Annotated in this window: 13 protein-coding genes; 9 read left to right on the forward strand and 4 right to left on the reverse strand. The window is 31.8% G+C overall.

Annotated elements, in window-relative coordinates:
- Window positions 1–66 precede the first annotated feature (66 nt).
- Window positions 67–723, reverse strand: a complete 657-nt coding sequence (locus CD116_RS09545) for a C39 family peptidase (RefSeq protein WP_047426392.1) — start codon at window positions 721–723, stop codon at window positions 67–69.
- Window positions 724–835: 112 nt separating this feature from the next.
- On the opposite strand from CD116_RS09545, the gene CD116_RS09550 reads away from it, so the two are divergent.
- Entirely contained in the window at window positions 836–1,315 is a 480-nt protein-coding gene (locus CD116_RS09550; RefSeq protein ID WP_047549911.1) for a GyrI-like domain-containing protein, read from the forward strand.
- 114 nt (window positions 1,316–1,429) lie between these two features.
- On the opposite strand, the gene CD116_RS09555 is transcribed toward CD116_RS09550, so the two are convergent.
- The 3 genes from CD116_RS09555 to CD116_RS09565 form a co-directional block, all read right to left on the reverse strand.
- The gene (locus tag CD116_RS09555; RefSeq protein WP_047549907.1) at window positions 1,430–2,641 is read right to left on the reverse strand and encodes a putative multidrug effflux MFS transporter TcaB; all 1,212 of its coding nucleotides are present in this window, start codon (window positions 2,639–2,641) and stop codon (window positions 1,430–1,432) included.
- Window positions 2,642–2,833: 192 nt separating this feature from the next.
- Window positions 2,834–3,487 (reverse strand): membrane protein, encoded by a 654-nt coding sequence (locus tag CD116_RS09560; protein ID WP_047549905.1) that lies wholly within the window; start codon window positions 3,485–3,487, stop codon window positions 2,834–2,836.
- 58 nt (window positions 3,488–3,545) lie between these two features.
- Window positions 3,546–4,688 carry a glycerate kinase gene (locus CD116_RS09565; RefSeq protein WP_047449388.1) on the reverse strand — a complete coding sequence of 381 codons (1,143 nt, stop codon included), beginning with the start codon at window positions 4,686–4,688 and terminating at the stop codon, window positions 3,546–3,548.
- Between the two features lie 267 nt (window positions 4,689–4,955).
- On the opposite strand from CD116_RS09565, the gene gtxA reads away from it, so the two are divergent.
- The 8 genes from gtxA (at window position 4,956) to CD116_RS09605 (ending at window position 14,484) form a co-directional block, all read left to right on the forward strand.
- Complete coding sequence (gene gtxA, locus CD116_RS09570; protein ID WP_047426382.1) at window positions 4,956–5,342, forward strand: flippase GtxA; 387 nt, start codon at window positions 4,956–4,958, stop codon at window positions 5,340–5,342.
- A 132-nt stretch (window positions 5,343–5,474) separates the two neighbouring features.
- A complete protein-coding gene (locus CD116_RS09575; RefSeq protein ID WP_000482651.1) occupies window positions 5,475–5,582 on the forward strand; it encodes a type I toxin-antitoxin system Fst family toxin in 108 nt (35 codons plus the stop codon).
- A gap of 810 nt (window positions 5,583–6,392) precedes the next feature.
- Entirely contained in the window at window positions 6,393–8,156 is a 1,764-nt protein-coding gene (locus CD116_RS09580) for an ABC transporter ATP-binding protein (protein WP_047529842.1), read from the forward strand.
- 24 nt (window positions 8,157–8,180) lie between these two features.
- Window positions 8,181–9,914: an ABC transporter ATP-binding protein gene (locus CD116_RS09585; RefSeq protein WP_047549901.1), complete on the forward strand. Its 1,734-nt coding sequence runs from the start codon at window positions 8,181–8,183 to the stop codon at window positions 9,912–9,914.
- Between the two features lie 445 nt (window positions 9,915–10,359).
- Window positions 10,360–11,046: a dethiobiotin synthase gene (gene bioD, locus CD116_RS09590; RefSeq protein WP_047529847.1), complete on the forward strand. Its 687-nt coding sequence runs from the start codon at window positions 10,360–10,362 to the stop codon at window positions 11,044–11,046.
- Window positions 11,024–12,382 (forward strand): adenosylmethionine--8-amino-7-oxononanoate transaminase, encoded by a 1,359-nt coding sequence (gene bioA, locus CD116_RS09595; RefSeq protein WP_047529848.1) that lies wholly within the window; start codon window positions 11,024–11,026, stop codon window positions 12,380–12,382. Before bioD ends, bioA begins: the two co-directional genes overlap by 23 nt.
- A gap of 1 nt (window position 12,383) precedes the next feature.
- Complete coding sequence (gene bioB, locus CD116_RS09600) at window positions 12,384–13,391, forward strand: biotin synthase BioB (protein ID WP_047529849.1); 1,008 nt, start codon at window positions 12,384–12,386, stop codon at window positions 13,389–13,391.
- Window positions 13,369–14,484 carry an aminotransferase class I/II-fold pyridoxal phosphate-dependent enzyme gene (locus CD116_RS09605; RefSeq protein WP_047549898.1) on the forward strand — a complete coding sequence of 372 codons (1,116 nt, stop codon included), beginning with the start codon at window positions 13,369–13,371 and terminating at the stop codon, window positions 14,482–14,484. Before bioB ends, CD116_RS09605 begins: the two co-directional genes overlap by 23 nt.
- The last annotated feature ends 10 nt before the right edge of the window (window positions 14,485–14,494 follow it).

The following is a 14,494-nucleotide window of genomic DNA, read 5'->3' on the forward strand; positions in this document are numbered from 1 at the left end:
ACCGAAAATTCTTGCGCATTTATCATGATATTTATTATGTTTTACACACGCGAGCAATGTGGGTACTTATGTGTGTTTATTTTGTTGTTGCTTTTCGATTGTATAAGAATGAGGCTGCACATAAATGCATTTTCTACCGGGTGAATTAAAGCTGTATTCCATTTTTTCTTTACGAATTTTAATAATTTGTTTGCGATTAGGGAAAATAGCAGGTAGCACAAGACCACGTCTGATATGACTCCATAGTGGATCAATGTAATAATAGTAATAATCGTCATAACCAATTAATAGCGTTACATGTATATTAGATACTTGTTTTGCTGGTTTATTATCAAATCGGAATACACGTAGCAAAGGTTTTGATCCAAGGTTTGTATGATAAATTAACACTGGTTGCCCTTGATCGATAATTTTTTTTAGGTCATCTAGTGACTTACCAGTACCGTCTACGATATTTGGATTATATTGTTGTAAAAATGGTACATATGCTTCAGGGAAAATAGTTTGATGATAGTTGCCAAGCTTAATAAATAAGTGATGACCAACATATCCTTTGTGAGGATTATTCGGGTGTGTAGGCCAATTTTTCATTATTTCTGTTGCAGGAACATGCTGATTATTATATTGCAACATCATGGCGGCTGATACACCTTCGCAACCCATAACCATTGGAATTGGGAATAGTTGACTGATAGGTTTAACTGGTAAAATTTTTCGGTTCATAATGTAGTCCTCGCCTTTGTTCTGTAAATATTAATTATAATTATATATCTTAAGTTTGAAATGTCATATCAATTTGTTTGGCATAATAAAAATAAAATGGAGATGGGCTTCTATGAAGTATAAAGAAACGAAACTTCCTGAATTAACTTTGTTTGGGATTAAGAAAATATATAAAAATGGACGTGAAGCACAACAACAAATTGCAAAGTTTTGGGGAACGTGTTTTGCAGAAGGAACGATTTCAAAGTTACAAGCATTTAATAATGGAGATTTAGATGGTTTGCTGGGTATTTGTATACCTGAAATAGATGGGAAAATGTCTTACATGATAGCAGTTACTGTGACTAGAGACAATTGTTCGGTCTTTGATGGTTTTGAATTAACAACTTTGCCAAGTTCAACATATTTTGTTTTTGAAGCACGAGGTGTAGTTCCTGATGCAGTGCAACTAAAAATGGAAGAAGTGCATAATTATATTCATAAATATCATGATGATCAAATTAAAGAAACACCATTTTTTGAATATTATCAAGAAGGAGATACATCGAGTGAACAGTATATTACGGAACTATGGATGCCAGTATATGGATGATAAATATATAGGTTCAACACTTCGATATTATTTAAATTTTAATAGTACTAAATAAAATGTTAGAACCCCAGCAAGACATGATGTCTATGTTGGGGTTCTAATTGTATAAGTACATTAAGCTGTATGTTGCTTTTTAATCATTTTAAAGTAAATAATTTGTAGACTCACTAATAAAACAGCAGTAATAAAGATAATAATCATATATGGTGATGTATTGAATTCACCTTTTAAACCAACTAAAGGTGCAATAATTCCACCTAAGATAAATTGGAATAAGCCAAGTAGACTTGATGCGTTACCACTGCCACCTGTACGTTCTTCCATTGCCATCGTAAATCCTAAAGGCCCAATTGAAGTTACTGGACATACATTTAAGAAGAAAGCGATTAACAATACCCAAAGTGGTAAATGGAACGCAAGAGTCAAGATAATTAAAGCAACACCAGTGACTTGTATAATAGTTAAAATAATCAATAAAATATGACGATGTAACTTTTCAACCAATAATGCTACTATTTGACTGACAACAATTAGGCCTACGCCGTTAACAGCAAACATAATACTAAATTGTTGTGGTGTCATATGATACATTTTCTGGGTAATAAATGGAGATGCTGATGAATAACTGAAAAGCATCACATATGTTAAACCTTGTAAAAGCATTGGAATTATAAATGCTGGCTTTTTCAAAAGGTTCCCAAAATCTTTAATTACACTACTAAAATTAACTTGCTTTAATTCTGCTTTAGGTGTTTTTGGTAACTGTGATGCAACACCAATTAAGATAATTAATGCTACAATTGTTAAAATTGTAAAAATTGAGCGCCATGATGCGACAGAAAGGGCTAAACCACCTGCTAAAGGTGCAAGTATAGTGATAATACCATTGACTACCATTAATGATGCTAAAAATTTTGCAAGAGCATTTCCATTAAATTTATCTCCCGCAGATGCTTTGGCAATTACAATAACACCTCCGCCAGTTAAACCTTGAATCAAGCGCAAAGTTAAAAATAAAGGTAATTGTGTAACGAACATAGATAAACCTGATACCAAGATGAAAATAATTAAAATAGACACAGCAATTCGTTTGCGACCAAAGGCATCGGATAACGGACCAAAGATAAATTGTCCAAGTGCTAGACCAATCATTGTGAATGATAGAGTTAATTGAATTTCTGAAGTAGTAGAACCAAAATCACTTTGTACTTTAGGTAAAGATGGTACATACATATCTATAGTTAGAGGGCCAAATGCTGTCATGACACCTAACGTGATTAACAATAAAAATGAAAACTGTTTTGTTTTATTACTCGAAGATTGCATAATCCGTCTCCTTATTTCTTATAATTACGTTAAAGTATAAACGTTTTATGTAGATTTGTATGTAGTTAGAATACAAGTTTATATAAAAAACCCTATACTCGCAATGTATCATCACAGTTTTGTGTTGGATACATAGAAAGTGTAGGGCTTTATTGTCTCAATTTATTAAATGATTAAAGTTAGCGTTGAACATCAATTATTACTATCACCATTAAATAAGCTATCTAATTTTGATTTAATGCTGTCGAATTTTGTATTAATGTCATTTAACATACTTTCGATTTTACCTTGATTTTCATTGTTTTTGAGTGCATTGTTTGCTTCTTTTAATTTATTGATTTGCTCTTGATAATATTGTGTCAGTTTAGAATCTGCTTTGTTTTGCTCTTGTTGCTTTAAACTATCGATTTGGTTTTGTAAATTTTTGATAATACCGTCAGTATTTTGGTTGTTTTTAATGTTGTCTTTAGCATTATCTACATTTTTATTGATCTGACCATCTTGACTTTCAACTTGTTTTTTATAGTTTTGAGAGACTTTAGGATCATTGCTTACTTTATCGTTATCATTGCTAAGTAAGGCGCGTGTGACAAAAATAGCGACAATAATTAAGAGAATTGCAATAATGACATATAACCATTTTTTTGAACGGCGGGACTTTTCGTTTTCTTCTTCGAGCATTTGTTCTCTTCGATAATCTCTACCGTTGTAATAACGCTCAGGATGTTTTTCGGAATTGTTATTAGAATTTTGTTGTCTATATGATGCATCCTCAGATTGATGTCGATGTTTTTGATTTTGGCTATCATATTGATAAGAATCACGATATTTATCAGTTCTTTTCATGGTTTTCACCTCATCCAGAATTTAACTGCCTAAGTATATTTAGTATAATACTTTGACATTATTTTAATTTTAAAATGCGGGCAATGTCAGTTGCAGTATTTAACAAATTTTGTTCACTATTTTGCAAGATGTTTTCTAATGAGCTAGGCGAAGAAATAATAGAAAAAACACTATCAATACCGTAATCATAAACATTTTGATAATTTTCACCTAGACTGCCACAAATTGCGATGACAGGAATATGATGTTGTTTAGCCGCTAACGCAACGCCTATGGGTGTCTTACCAAAAATAGTTTGATAATCCATTCGACCTTCTCCGGTAATAATGAGATCTGCATCTTTAATTCTTTGATGAAAATTTGTAATGTCAAAGACGATATCAATACCTTTTGTTAATGTTGTGTTGAAGAAAGCTAATAATGCAGCACCCATGCCACCAGCTGCACCAGAACCTGGTACTTGATTAACAGATTTTCCTGTGCACATTTTTATCTTATCATGATAATGCGACATTGCGAAATCCAACTTTAGTATCATCTTCGCATCCGCGCCTTTTTGAGGGCCATAAATATAGGTAGCGCCATGTTCACCTAGTAATGGGTTAGTAACATCACATGCAACTTTAAATGTTACTTCTTTTAATCTTGTATCAAGGTTTGTTATATCAATTTGTGCAATATGAGCAAGATTAGCACCATGCATATGTAATAATTCCCCATTCACATCAGTAAACTGAACGCCCAGTGCACTTAGCATTCCAGTACCACCATCATTAGTCGCACTGCCACCAATACCTAAAATAATCGTCTTAGCACCATGATCTAATGCGTCTTTAATTAGTTCACCAGTACCATATGATGATGTATATAAAGGATTACGTTCCTCTTTTTTTAATAAATCTAAACCCGACGCTGCCGCCATTTCAATAATTGCAATTTGATGTTCATCTGCGCGTGCATAACATGCTTCAATAGGTCGCATTAAAGGATCATTAACGATGACTGTATACTTAGTGGCACCAGTTGCATGCATTAAAGCATCTGTGGTACCTTCACCACCATCAGCCATCGGAATGATATCATAATGAAGGGTATTTCCATAAACGTTAGTAAATGCCTGTTTTATTATATTGCCAACTTGCTGTGCAGTCATACTTTCCTTAAATGAGTCAGGAGCGATGACAATTTTTTGTAATTGCATAGTAGACATCCTCTCATTACTGTTGTCGCTCTTATTGTATATAAAATCACTCGTGAACTAAAGCAATCTCCATAGCGCTAATGAGCCGCGCGATAAATTAGTTGCATTATAATGGCATATAAGAATGAGGGGAAAGGGACTAAATTTGCTGTGAAAGGGTATGAAAATTGAAGTAAGCATATTTGAATAGAAGCGTATTGGCACGCATTTTCGAGTATGTTGGAGAACGTAGTTATACATATATTTTAATGTTGAGGAGTTACACATATGAAACTGACACAAACGCATGCTGAAATTTTAAAATTTATCATTGTTGGTGGCATTAATACGTTGAATTATTATATTGTCTATTTATTGCTGTTAAAATTATTACACATTGAATATATGATTAGTCATATTACCGGATTTATAGTCGCTTTTGTGATTTCGTATTATTTGAATTGTTATTTTGTTTACAGGGTAAAACCTACTTGGAGAAAATTCATTAGTTTTCCAATTACACAGATTGTCAACGTAGGCTTACAAACAGTTTTATTATATGTTTTTGTATCCTGGCTAAATTTGCCAGCGGAAATTGCACCATTTGCAGGTTTAATTATTACGATACCCATCACATTTGTATTATCTAAATGGATTTTAAAAGAAAGCAATTAAAGTATACTAAACCACTAAAAATACTTTGCTTGAGCTTTAATATTGCGTGAAATATAATAAATAAATGATATAATATAATAGTCGCCTAACATCTCGGGCGTTACTTTAACGCAGAGAGGAGGTGTATGACGGATGTTCAATTTATTAATTAACATCATGACTTCAGCTATAAGCGGCTGTCTTGTTGCGTTTTTTGCACATTGGTTACGAACGCGCAGCAATAAAAAAGGTGACAAATAACCAACACCTAAATAAATCCCCTCACTACGGCAATAGTGAGGGGATTTGGTGTATTTAGATGTTCAATTTATTATGTAACTAATTATAGCATTGATGAACAAGGTATGCAATGTATTTTTACAATATTACAATTAATGAATTTAATTATATTAGAATTAAGTATTTTGAAAAATGATTTAATAGTTGAGTCATAGGATCATTAGATATAGAGAATAAATAATTATAGGGAGCAAATCAGAATGTCCTAGGCTTTACAATGTTATAAAGGCAGTAGTTGACTGAATGAAAATACATTTGTAACTAGATTTTCCAATTCTAGTCAAGCTTATAGGGGGGGCGGTCCCCAACACAGAAGCTGATGGAAAGCCAGCATACAATAATGTGCAAGTTAGGGTGCGGAGAGTCCTAAACATAGAGAATTTCAAATAGAAATTCTACAGACAATGCAAGTTGGGGAAACAACGATAAAGATATACTTTTTCTTTAGAAATTAGTATTTCTTATACATGAGTGTTGCTCATATATTCCTATTTTTAAGTGCACATTAGCCACAGCTAATGTGTAAGAACCACTACATAATAAATCATTAGTGGTTCTTTATCATTTTTGTCTCATTTTCATGTGAGTTTTAAAGGGAATGTGTCACAAATTTATGTGATATTGATAATCGTTATCAACTGATATATGATGTACTTGTAATAAGTATTAAATTTTAACAAATAACAAATTTATATTTTATGCATCATTTAGCGAAATAAATAATATAAATAACTTAATTTAGGTTATTAATTAAAAGGAGTTATGGATACGATGAACAATCAGACACATTGGATAAAGATACTCAGTGGATTTGCTTCAGATAGTAAATGGAAAATTATGTTGTCAGTTTTGTTGTCTATCATTAGTGTATTTTCTGGATTAGTGCCTTATTGGGCAGTATTTAAAATTATTTTAATGATGATTAATGATACATATACGATTAATTTGATTATGGTTTATATATTGATTGCTTTAATTGCTTATATTATACAAGCATGTTGTTTTGGAGCGTCAACGATGCTATCACATATTATGGCCTATGAGATTTTGTCCGATATTCGTAAAAAGTTAGCTCGAAAATTAATGCGTCTACCTTTAGGAGTAGTGGAATCTAAGAAAATAGGTGAATTAAAAAATATATTTGTCGATAAGGTTGAAACAATAGAATTACCTTTAGCACATATGATTCCTGAAATTGTTGGAAACTTACTTTTGTCAGTTGCTATCTTTATATATATTATGTTCATTGATTGGCGTATGGCTTGTGCTTTATTAGTAACGATACCAATTGCAGTGTTTGCTTTTAACAAATTAATGTCTGGATTTAATGAGACATATGCAAAGCAAATGCAATCGAATAATTATATGAATAGCGCCATTGTCGAATATATAGAAGGCATTGAGGTGATTAAAACATTTAATCAATCTCAAAGCTCGTATAAAAAATATAAAGATGCAGTAGATAATTATAAAATACATACTTTAAATTGGTTTAAAAATACATGGGGATATATGAATTTAGGTGCAAGTGTATTACCTTCGACGTTTTTAGGCATTCTACCTGTTGGTATGTATTTGATATCTATCAACCAATTAAATTATGCAGAATTTTTTATTTGTATAGTATTATCTCTTGGTGTGGTAGCACCGATTAAGAATTTTACTAATTATGTGAATCATTTAAAATCAATTCAATATGCGTTAACTGAAGTAAATCAAATATTAATCTTAGAAGAGTTAGCATTGTCATCACAATTTATGGAACCTCAAAGTTATGAAATTACGTTTAATAATGTTGGCTTTTCATATACAAATGATAAGGATGAAATGGTGTTTAAGCATTTATCATTTACGGTACCAGAAAATCATTTCACGGCGATTGTTGGAGAATCTGGAAGCGGGAAGTCAACTATAGCTAAGCTCATATCACGTTACTGGGATGCGACGACTGGAGATATCACGATTGGTAATGTAAACATAAAAAATATAGAACCAAAGCTACTTAATAATTTAGTTGGTTATGTAGGACAAGATAACTTCTTATTAAATCTTACTTTTAAAGAAAATATTAAATTAGGTAATCCAGAAGCTAGTGATGATGCGGTTGAAAAAGCAGCCAAGTTAGCGCAATGTCATGAATTTATCGAAAAGTTACCAGAGGGATACGATACGAATGTAGGTTCAGTTGGAGATAAGTTATCAGGTGGGGAAAGACAACGTGTCACTATTGCCAGAATGATATTAAAAGATGCGCCTATCATTGTGTTAGACGAAGCTACTGCTTACGTCGATCCAGATAGTGAACAAAAAATTCAAAAAGCATTAAGTGTGTTGACACAAAATAAAACACTTATAGTTATCGCGCATCGTTTATCTACCATTCAACATGCAGATCAAATTATTGTATTAGGCAATCATCAAATTTTGGAAAGAGGATCACATCAATTGTTGCTAAAATTAGAAGCTCATTATAAAAATATGTGGGATATGCACATGCATACCAAAGATTGGGGTATTAATACCGAAAATAATTAAGCTGATGGGTAAAGGAGGTTAAACATGTTTAGGATAACATTTAAGATTTTAAATTGGGCATCACCATATAAAATAAGGATGATTTTAGGTTTTATCATGTCATTTTTAAATGCCATATTCATTGCGATGCCTATTTTTTTAGCGGCACAAATATTTAACAATGTAGTATCTCATAAACCTATTTATGGGAAAGATATATTAAATATTGTAATTATCATGATTTTGTTAGTTCTTGGTCGATTTATTACAGCATATTATAAAAGTAAAAATCAGGAGAGTATCGCTTATGAAATGAGTGCAAATGAACGTTTAAATATTGGTGATAAATTGAAAAACGTTCCTTTAGGATATTTTAATACGCATCACTCAAATGAGTTAATTACTATTGTTACTACGGATTTAACGTTTCTAGAAACCTTTGCCATGAAAATGGTGGATATTGTTATTAATGGATACATATTAATTTCAGTACTTATCTTGTCTTTATTGGTCGTATCATGGCAAGTAGCATTATTAGCATTCATTGGTGTATTATTATCATTTTTAGCTGTTCAATTATTGGAAAACAAGAGTAGAAAAAATGCACCAACGTATCATTATGCACAAAATCAACTAATTGAAAAAGTGGTCGAAGTTATCCGTGGCATTCAAGTGATTAAATCATTCTCGAAAGAAAATACAAGTCTTAGAAGCTTTAATAGAGCTGTTAATGAGAGTAAACGTGTTAATACAAAAATTGAAATGCAGTACATTCCATTTAATCTATTACATTTACTTAGTTTGAAAGTCATTTCGATATTGATTGTATTGGTGGCCTGCTTATTATTTATACATAATAGTATTGATTTACCTACCTTCATTATGATTTCAATTTTTTCATTTGTTATTTTTGATAGTATTGAAAACATTAATAGTGCAGCACATGTACTTGAAATAATTGATATGACAATAGATGAGATCAAAAAGATTAAAAGTGCGCCTGAGTTAGATGAGAAGGGGGAAGATTTAACAGTTGAAAATGATGATATTGCTTTTGAAAATGTGAATTTTTCATATGATGACAAGCAAGTGATAAAGGATGTAAGTTTTGACATTGCTTCAAATACTTCAACAGCTATCGTCGGTCCATCTGGAAGTGGTAAGTCTACTTTGTGTCACTTACTTTTACGTTTTTATGATGTTAATGATGGATTTATACGTATTGGTGGTATTGACATTAAAGATTTGAAATTAACGACACTGATGTCACAAATTAGTGCAGTATTTCAAAAGGTATATTTATTTAATGATACGATTGAAAATAACATATTATTTGGCAATCCAGATGCGACGAAAGAAGAAGTTATTCGTGCAGCAAAACAGGCATGTTGTCATGACTTCATAATGAAGTTGCCTGAAGGATATAAAACAGTATTAAATGAAAAGGGCAATAATTTATCTGGTGGAGAAAGACAGAGAATATCTATCGCCCGAGCAATTTTGAAAGATGCGCCAATCATTATTTTAGATGAAGCAACTGCAAGTATTGATCCTGAAAATGAACATCTCATTCAGCATGCAATTGATGAATTAAGTAAAGGTAAAACCGTGATTACAATTGCGCATAAACTAGAAACTATTAAAAATGCAGATCAGATTATCGTACTCAGTGATGGTGAAATAATTCAAAAAGGAAGCCATGATGAATTAATTCAACAACCAGGAATGTACCAAGACTTTATGACAATAAAAAGGAAGTCAGCAGGCTGGAAATTATAAATGATTGTTTAGTATGGAATCGTTAATGTGGAAATAAAAAAAGTGACAAATAACCAACATCTAAATAAATCCCCTCACTTCTGCAATAGTGAGGGGATTTATTTAGATGTTCAATTTATTATGTAACTAATTATAGCATTGATGAACAAGGTGCGAAACGTATTATTACAATTAATGAATCGTTTAAGAATATGATAAAGATAGGGTTTCTTTTTATAAGAAATAATGTGATTATTAATTTCAACTGACATATTTTATCGAATCATTTTTTGTACTTAACAAACTAAGTTCAAAGTTTTATGCCACTTCAATAGGAAAGTCAAACTTTTGACGAAATTTATAGTTATACAGAGAAGTTTAAATTCATGTTTTCTTGAAAAATGCTCGCCCTAAATGTAAACTTATTAATTATAAAAGTTTACATTTAAGTGGAGGTGTCTTTTTTATGAGGATTTTTATAACAAGTACGAATACAGATATAGGTAAAACTTATGTCACAAAGCACTTATATCATGCTTTGAAAAAGCTTGGCTATCGTGTTTGTATTTTTAAACCGTTTCAAACTGAAGAACTTCAGGATGGAACGTTTCCAGATTTAGAAGTGTTTAAAAATGAATGTGATTTGAATTATGATACAACGTCGCTTTATACATTTAAGCAACCTGTATCACCACACTTAGCATTTAAAATGGCGAATAAAACCTTCCTAAATAAACAATATGTATTAGATAAAATAAATGATTTAGATAATGCATTTGATTTTATCTTAATTGAGGGTGCCGGAGGAATTGGCGTGCCAATATATGAAGGTACAAATGATTTCTATATGACTAAAGATCTTATTAATGATTGTGCAGATTGTGTCATCAGTGTTCTGCCATCAAAACTAGGTGCCATCAGTGATGCGATTGTTCATCAAAACTATGTTGACCATCATGTATCACTGTATAACTTTTTAATCATGAATCGATACACAGATAATTACATTGAAAAAGACAATCAAATTACAATTGAAAAATTAACAAATAAAACGGTGTACACGTTTGAAGAACATGCCACGTATGAAAATTTCTCAGAAGCATTTTTAAAACAATTAATAGGAGTTAAAAATGAATTATACACAAGAACTTAAACAAAAAGACTCAGAATATGTTTGGCATCCATTTACACAAATGGGTGTATATAGTAAAGAAGAAGCTATCATCATTGAAAAAGGAAAGGGAAGTTACCTTTACGATACGAATGGTAATAAATATTTAGACGGTTATGCATCGTTATGGGTCAATGTGCATGGCCATAATAATAAGTATTTGAATAAGGTAATTAAGAAGCAACTCAATAAAATTGCACATTCAACGCTTTTAGGGTCGTCAAACATTCCGTCAATCGAACTTGCTGAAAAATTAATCGAAATCACTCCAAGTAATCTTAGAAAAGTTTTTTATTCCGATACGGGTAGTGCGTCAGTTGAAATCGCAATAAAAATGGCATATCAATATTGGAAAAATATTGATAGAGAGAAATATGCTAAGAAAAATAAATTTATTACGCTCAATCATGGCTACCACGGCGATACGATCGGCGCGGTAAGTGTTGGGGGGATCAAGACATTTCATAAAATATTTAAAGACTTAATATTTGAGAATATTCAAGTAGAAAGTCCGTCATTCTATCGCAGTAATTATGATACTGAAAAAGAAATGATGACAGCAATTTTAGCAAATATAGAGCAGATTCTAATTGAAAGAAATGATGAAATCGCAGGGTTAATATTGGAACCATTGATTCAAGGTGCAACAGGCTTATTTGTTCATCCTAAAGGCTTTTTAAAAGAAGTCGAGAAATTGTGTAAAAAATACGATGTCTTATTAATTTGTGATGAGGTAGCTGTTGGTTTTGGAAGAACTGGTAAGATGTTTGCATGTAATCATGAAGATGTTCAACCCGATATTATGTGCTTAGGTAAGGCGATTACAGGTGGCTACCTACCACTTGCAGCTACATTGACATCTCAAAAAATATACGATGCATTTTTAAGTGATTCGCACGGTGTGAATACCTTTTTCCATGGTCATACATACACTGGAAATCAAATCGTTTGTACAGTTGCTTTAGAAAATATAAAACTTTATGAACAGCGTAATTTGTTGTCACATATTAAAAAAACATCATCAACACTTGCAAAGCAGCTACAAACATTGAAACGCCATCGAAATGTTGGTGATGTAAGAGGACGAGGCTTAATGTTTGGTGTTGAACTGGTTGTAGATAAAGATAGTAAAACACCGTTAGAAATTGAAAAAGTTGAACGTATTGTACGGAGTTGTAAAGAAAACGGGTTAATGATTAGAAATTTAGAAAATGTCATTACGTTTGTGCCAGTGTTAAGTATGTCAAATAAAGAAGTGAAAACGATGGTACGTATTTTTAAAAAGGCAATACATAACATACTAGATAGGAAGTGTTAATATGAAATTGGCTAAACGCATATTACAAGGGGAACAATTAACAAAAGATACTGTATTGAAAATTTATGAAGATACTAATATTGATACTTTAGATTTATTAAATGAGGCGTATATTTTAAGAAAACATTATTTCGGTAAGAAAGTAAAATTAAACATGATTTTAAATGCTAAAAGTGGTATTTGTCCTGAGAATTGTGGGTACTGTGGACAATCACGAGATATTAAGCAAAAACAGCGATATGCTTTAATTCCAGAGGAACAAATTATTGATGGTGCAAAGGTGGCACATGATAATCATATCGGGACATATTGTATTGTTATGAGTGGTAGAGGACCAAGCGATAAAGAAGTTGATCATATTAGTAACACTGTGAGAACGATTAAATCTCAACACCCACAACTGAAAATATGTGCATGTTTAGGATTAACGAATGACGAACAAGCAAAGAAACTTAAGTCAGCTGGTGTAGATAGATATAATCATAATATTAATACAAGTGAAAATTACCATGATAACGTCGTGACAACGCATAGTTATAAAGATAGAACAGATACGATAGAACTAATGAAAGCGAATAATATATCACCATGTTCTGGCGTGATTTGTGGTATGGGAGAATCTAATCAAGATATTGTTGATATGGCATTTGCTTTGAAAGAAATGGATGCCGACAGTATTCCGATTAATTTTTTGCATCCAATCAAAGGCACAAAGTTTGGAAGCATGGATGATTTAACACCAATGAAATGTTTGAGAATCGTAGCATTATTCCGATTAATTAATCCTACGAAAGAAATTCGAATTGCTGGAGGAAGAGAAGTCAACTTACGTTCGTTACAGCCATTAGCATTAAAAGCGGCGAATTCAATATTTGTCGGTGATTATCTAATTACTGGCGGTCAACCTAATCAATTAGACTACGACATGATTAATGATTTGGGCTTTGAAATAGATTATGGAACTTGTGAAAATAAGGAAAGCAAGAATGATGTTTCAAGATCAAATTGATTTATTACAACAGAAAGGGGTGTATCGGTCGCTTAAATCCGTAGGGTATTTAGATAAGCAGTATATCGAAGTAGAAAATAAGCGATGGACGAACTATACTTCTAATGATTATTTAGGATTAGGGCAAATAGCACTTGATAAGGATGATTTCGAAAGATTTATGCGGAAGTATAGTTATCATTTATCAAGTTCAAGATTGATTAGTGGAAATTCGGCAACTTATGAAGAGATTGAAGCAATGTTAGCAGACTGGCTCGGATATAGTGCATGTACTATTTTTAATAGTGGTTATGATGCTAATTTGGCGTTATTTAATATTTTCAAAAATACACGTTGTGTCGTGTTTTCAGATCAAGAAAATCATGCGAGTATTATTGACGGTATTAAGTTAAGTGGTTTAGAAAAAGTAATATATGCGCATCTAGATATTGCTGATTTAGAAAAAAGGTTAGCTGAATACCCTAATCAAAATATACAAAAAATAATCATATCTGATAGTGTGTTTTCAACTAATGGAGACGTTGTGGATATTGAGCAATTAGTCTCATTAAAGTATAAATATAACGCAATACTGATACTTGATGTTTCACATAGTTTTGGAATAGAGAATTATTCAAACTATCAAGACATAGACATACTCACTTCTAGTTTATCTAAAGCATGTGGTGCTTACGGGGGTGTGATCCTGAGTCCAAATGATGTGAAGGATATGTTAGTTAATCACGGCAGACCACTTATCTACTCAAGTAGTTTGCCAATTTATAATTTGTATTTTATAAAAAGAAATATTGAAAAGTTAATAGATGCTGATGATAGACGCGCTAAATTAAATAGTTTGAGTGAATATTTTAATCAAAAGTTAAAAGCACTCAATGTTGATTGTAATAGTTCAAAATCACCGATTAAGTTTTTGGAGTTTGATGATTTAGAAGCGGCGCAGAATATTCATCAAACATTATTAAATCATCATATGTTTACAAGTTATTTAAGGTATCCAACTGTTACTAAGCCGATGTTAAGAATATCATTATCGTATTTTCATACTGAACAAGATGTAGATAGGTTGTTTGAAATTTTGTATCAAGAATATTGAGGTGATCGTC

Source organism: Staphylococcus schweitzeri (assembly GCF_002902405.1).
GTDB lineage: Bacteria > Bacillota > Bacilli > Staphylococcales > Staphylococcaceae > Staphylococcus > Staphylococcus schweitzeri.

What these genes read in the sequence shown, in the direction of transcription:
- CD116_RS09545 (WP_047426392.1), bottom strand. Translation starts at nt 723, where the DNA reads ATGAACCGAAAAATTTTACCAGTTAAACCTATCAGTCAACTATTCCCA.
- CD116_RS09550 (WP_047549911.1), top strand. Translation starts at nt 836, where the DNA reads ATGAAGTATAAAGAAACGAAACTTCCTGAATTAACTTTGTTTGGGATT.
- CD116_RS09555 (WP_047549907.1), bottom strand. Translation starts at nt 2,641, where the DNA reads ATGCAATCTTCGAGTAATAAAACAAAACAGTTTTCATTTTTATTGTTA.
- CD116_RS09560 (WP_047549905.1), bottom strand. Translation starts at nt 3,487, where the DNA reads ATGAAAAGAACTGATAAATATCGTGATTCTTATCAATATGATAGCCAA.
- CD116_RS09565 (WP_047449388.1), bottom strand. Translation starts at nt 4,688, where the DNA reads ATGCAATTACAAAAAATTGTCATCGCTCCTGACTCATTTAAGGAAAGT.
- gtxA (WP_047426382.1), top strand. Translation starts at nt 4,956, where the DNA reads ATGAAACTGACACAAACGCATGCTGAAATTTTAAAATTTATCATTGTT.
- CD116_RS09575 (WP_000482651.1), top strand. Translation starts at nt 5,475, where the DNA reads ATGTTCAATTTATTAATTAACATCATGACTTCAGCTATAAGCGGCTGT.
- CD116_RS09580 (WP_047529842.1), top strand. Translation starts at nt 6,393, where the DNA reads ATGAACAATCAGACACATTGGATAAAGATACTCAGTGGATTTGCTTCA.
- CD116_RS09585 (WP_047549901.1), top strand. Translation starts at nt 8,181, where the DNA reads ATGTTTAGGATAACATTTAAGATTTTAAATTGGGCATCACCATATAAA.
- bioD (WP_047529847.1), top strand. Translation starts at nt 10,360, where the DNA reads ATGAGGATTTTTATAACAAGTACGAATACAGATATAGGTAAAACTTAT.
- bioA (WP_047529848.1), top strand. Translation starts at nt 11,024, where the DNA reads ATGAATTATACACAAGAACTTAAACAAAAAGACTCAGAATATGTTTGG.
- bioB (WP_047529849.1), top strand. Translation starts at nt 12,384, where the DNA reads ATGAAATTGGCTAAACGCATATTACAAGGGGAACAATTAACAAAAGAT.
- CD116_RS09605 (WP_047549898.1), top strand. Translation starts at nt 13,369, where the DNA reads ATGATGTTTCAAGATCAAATTGATTTATTACAACAGAAAGGGGTGTAT.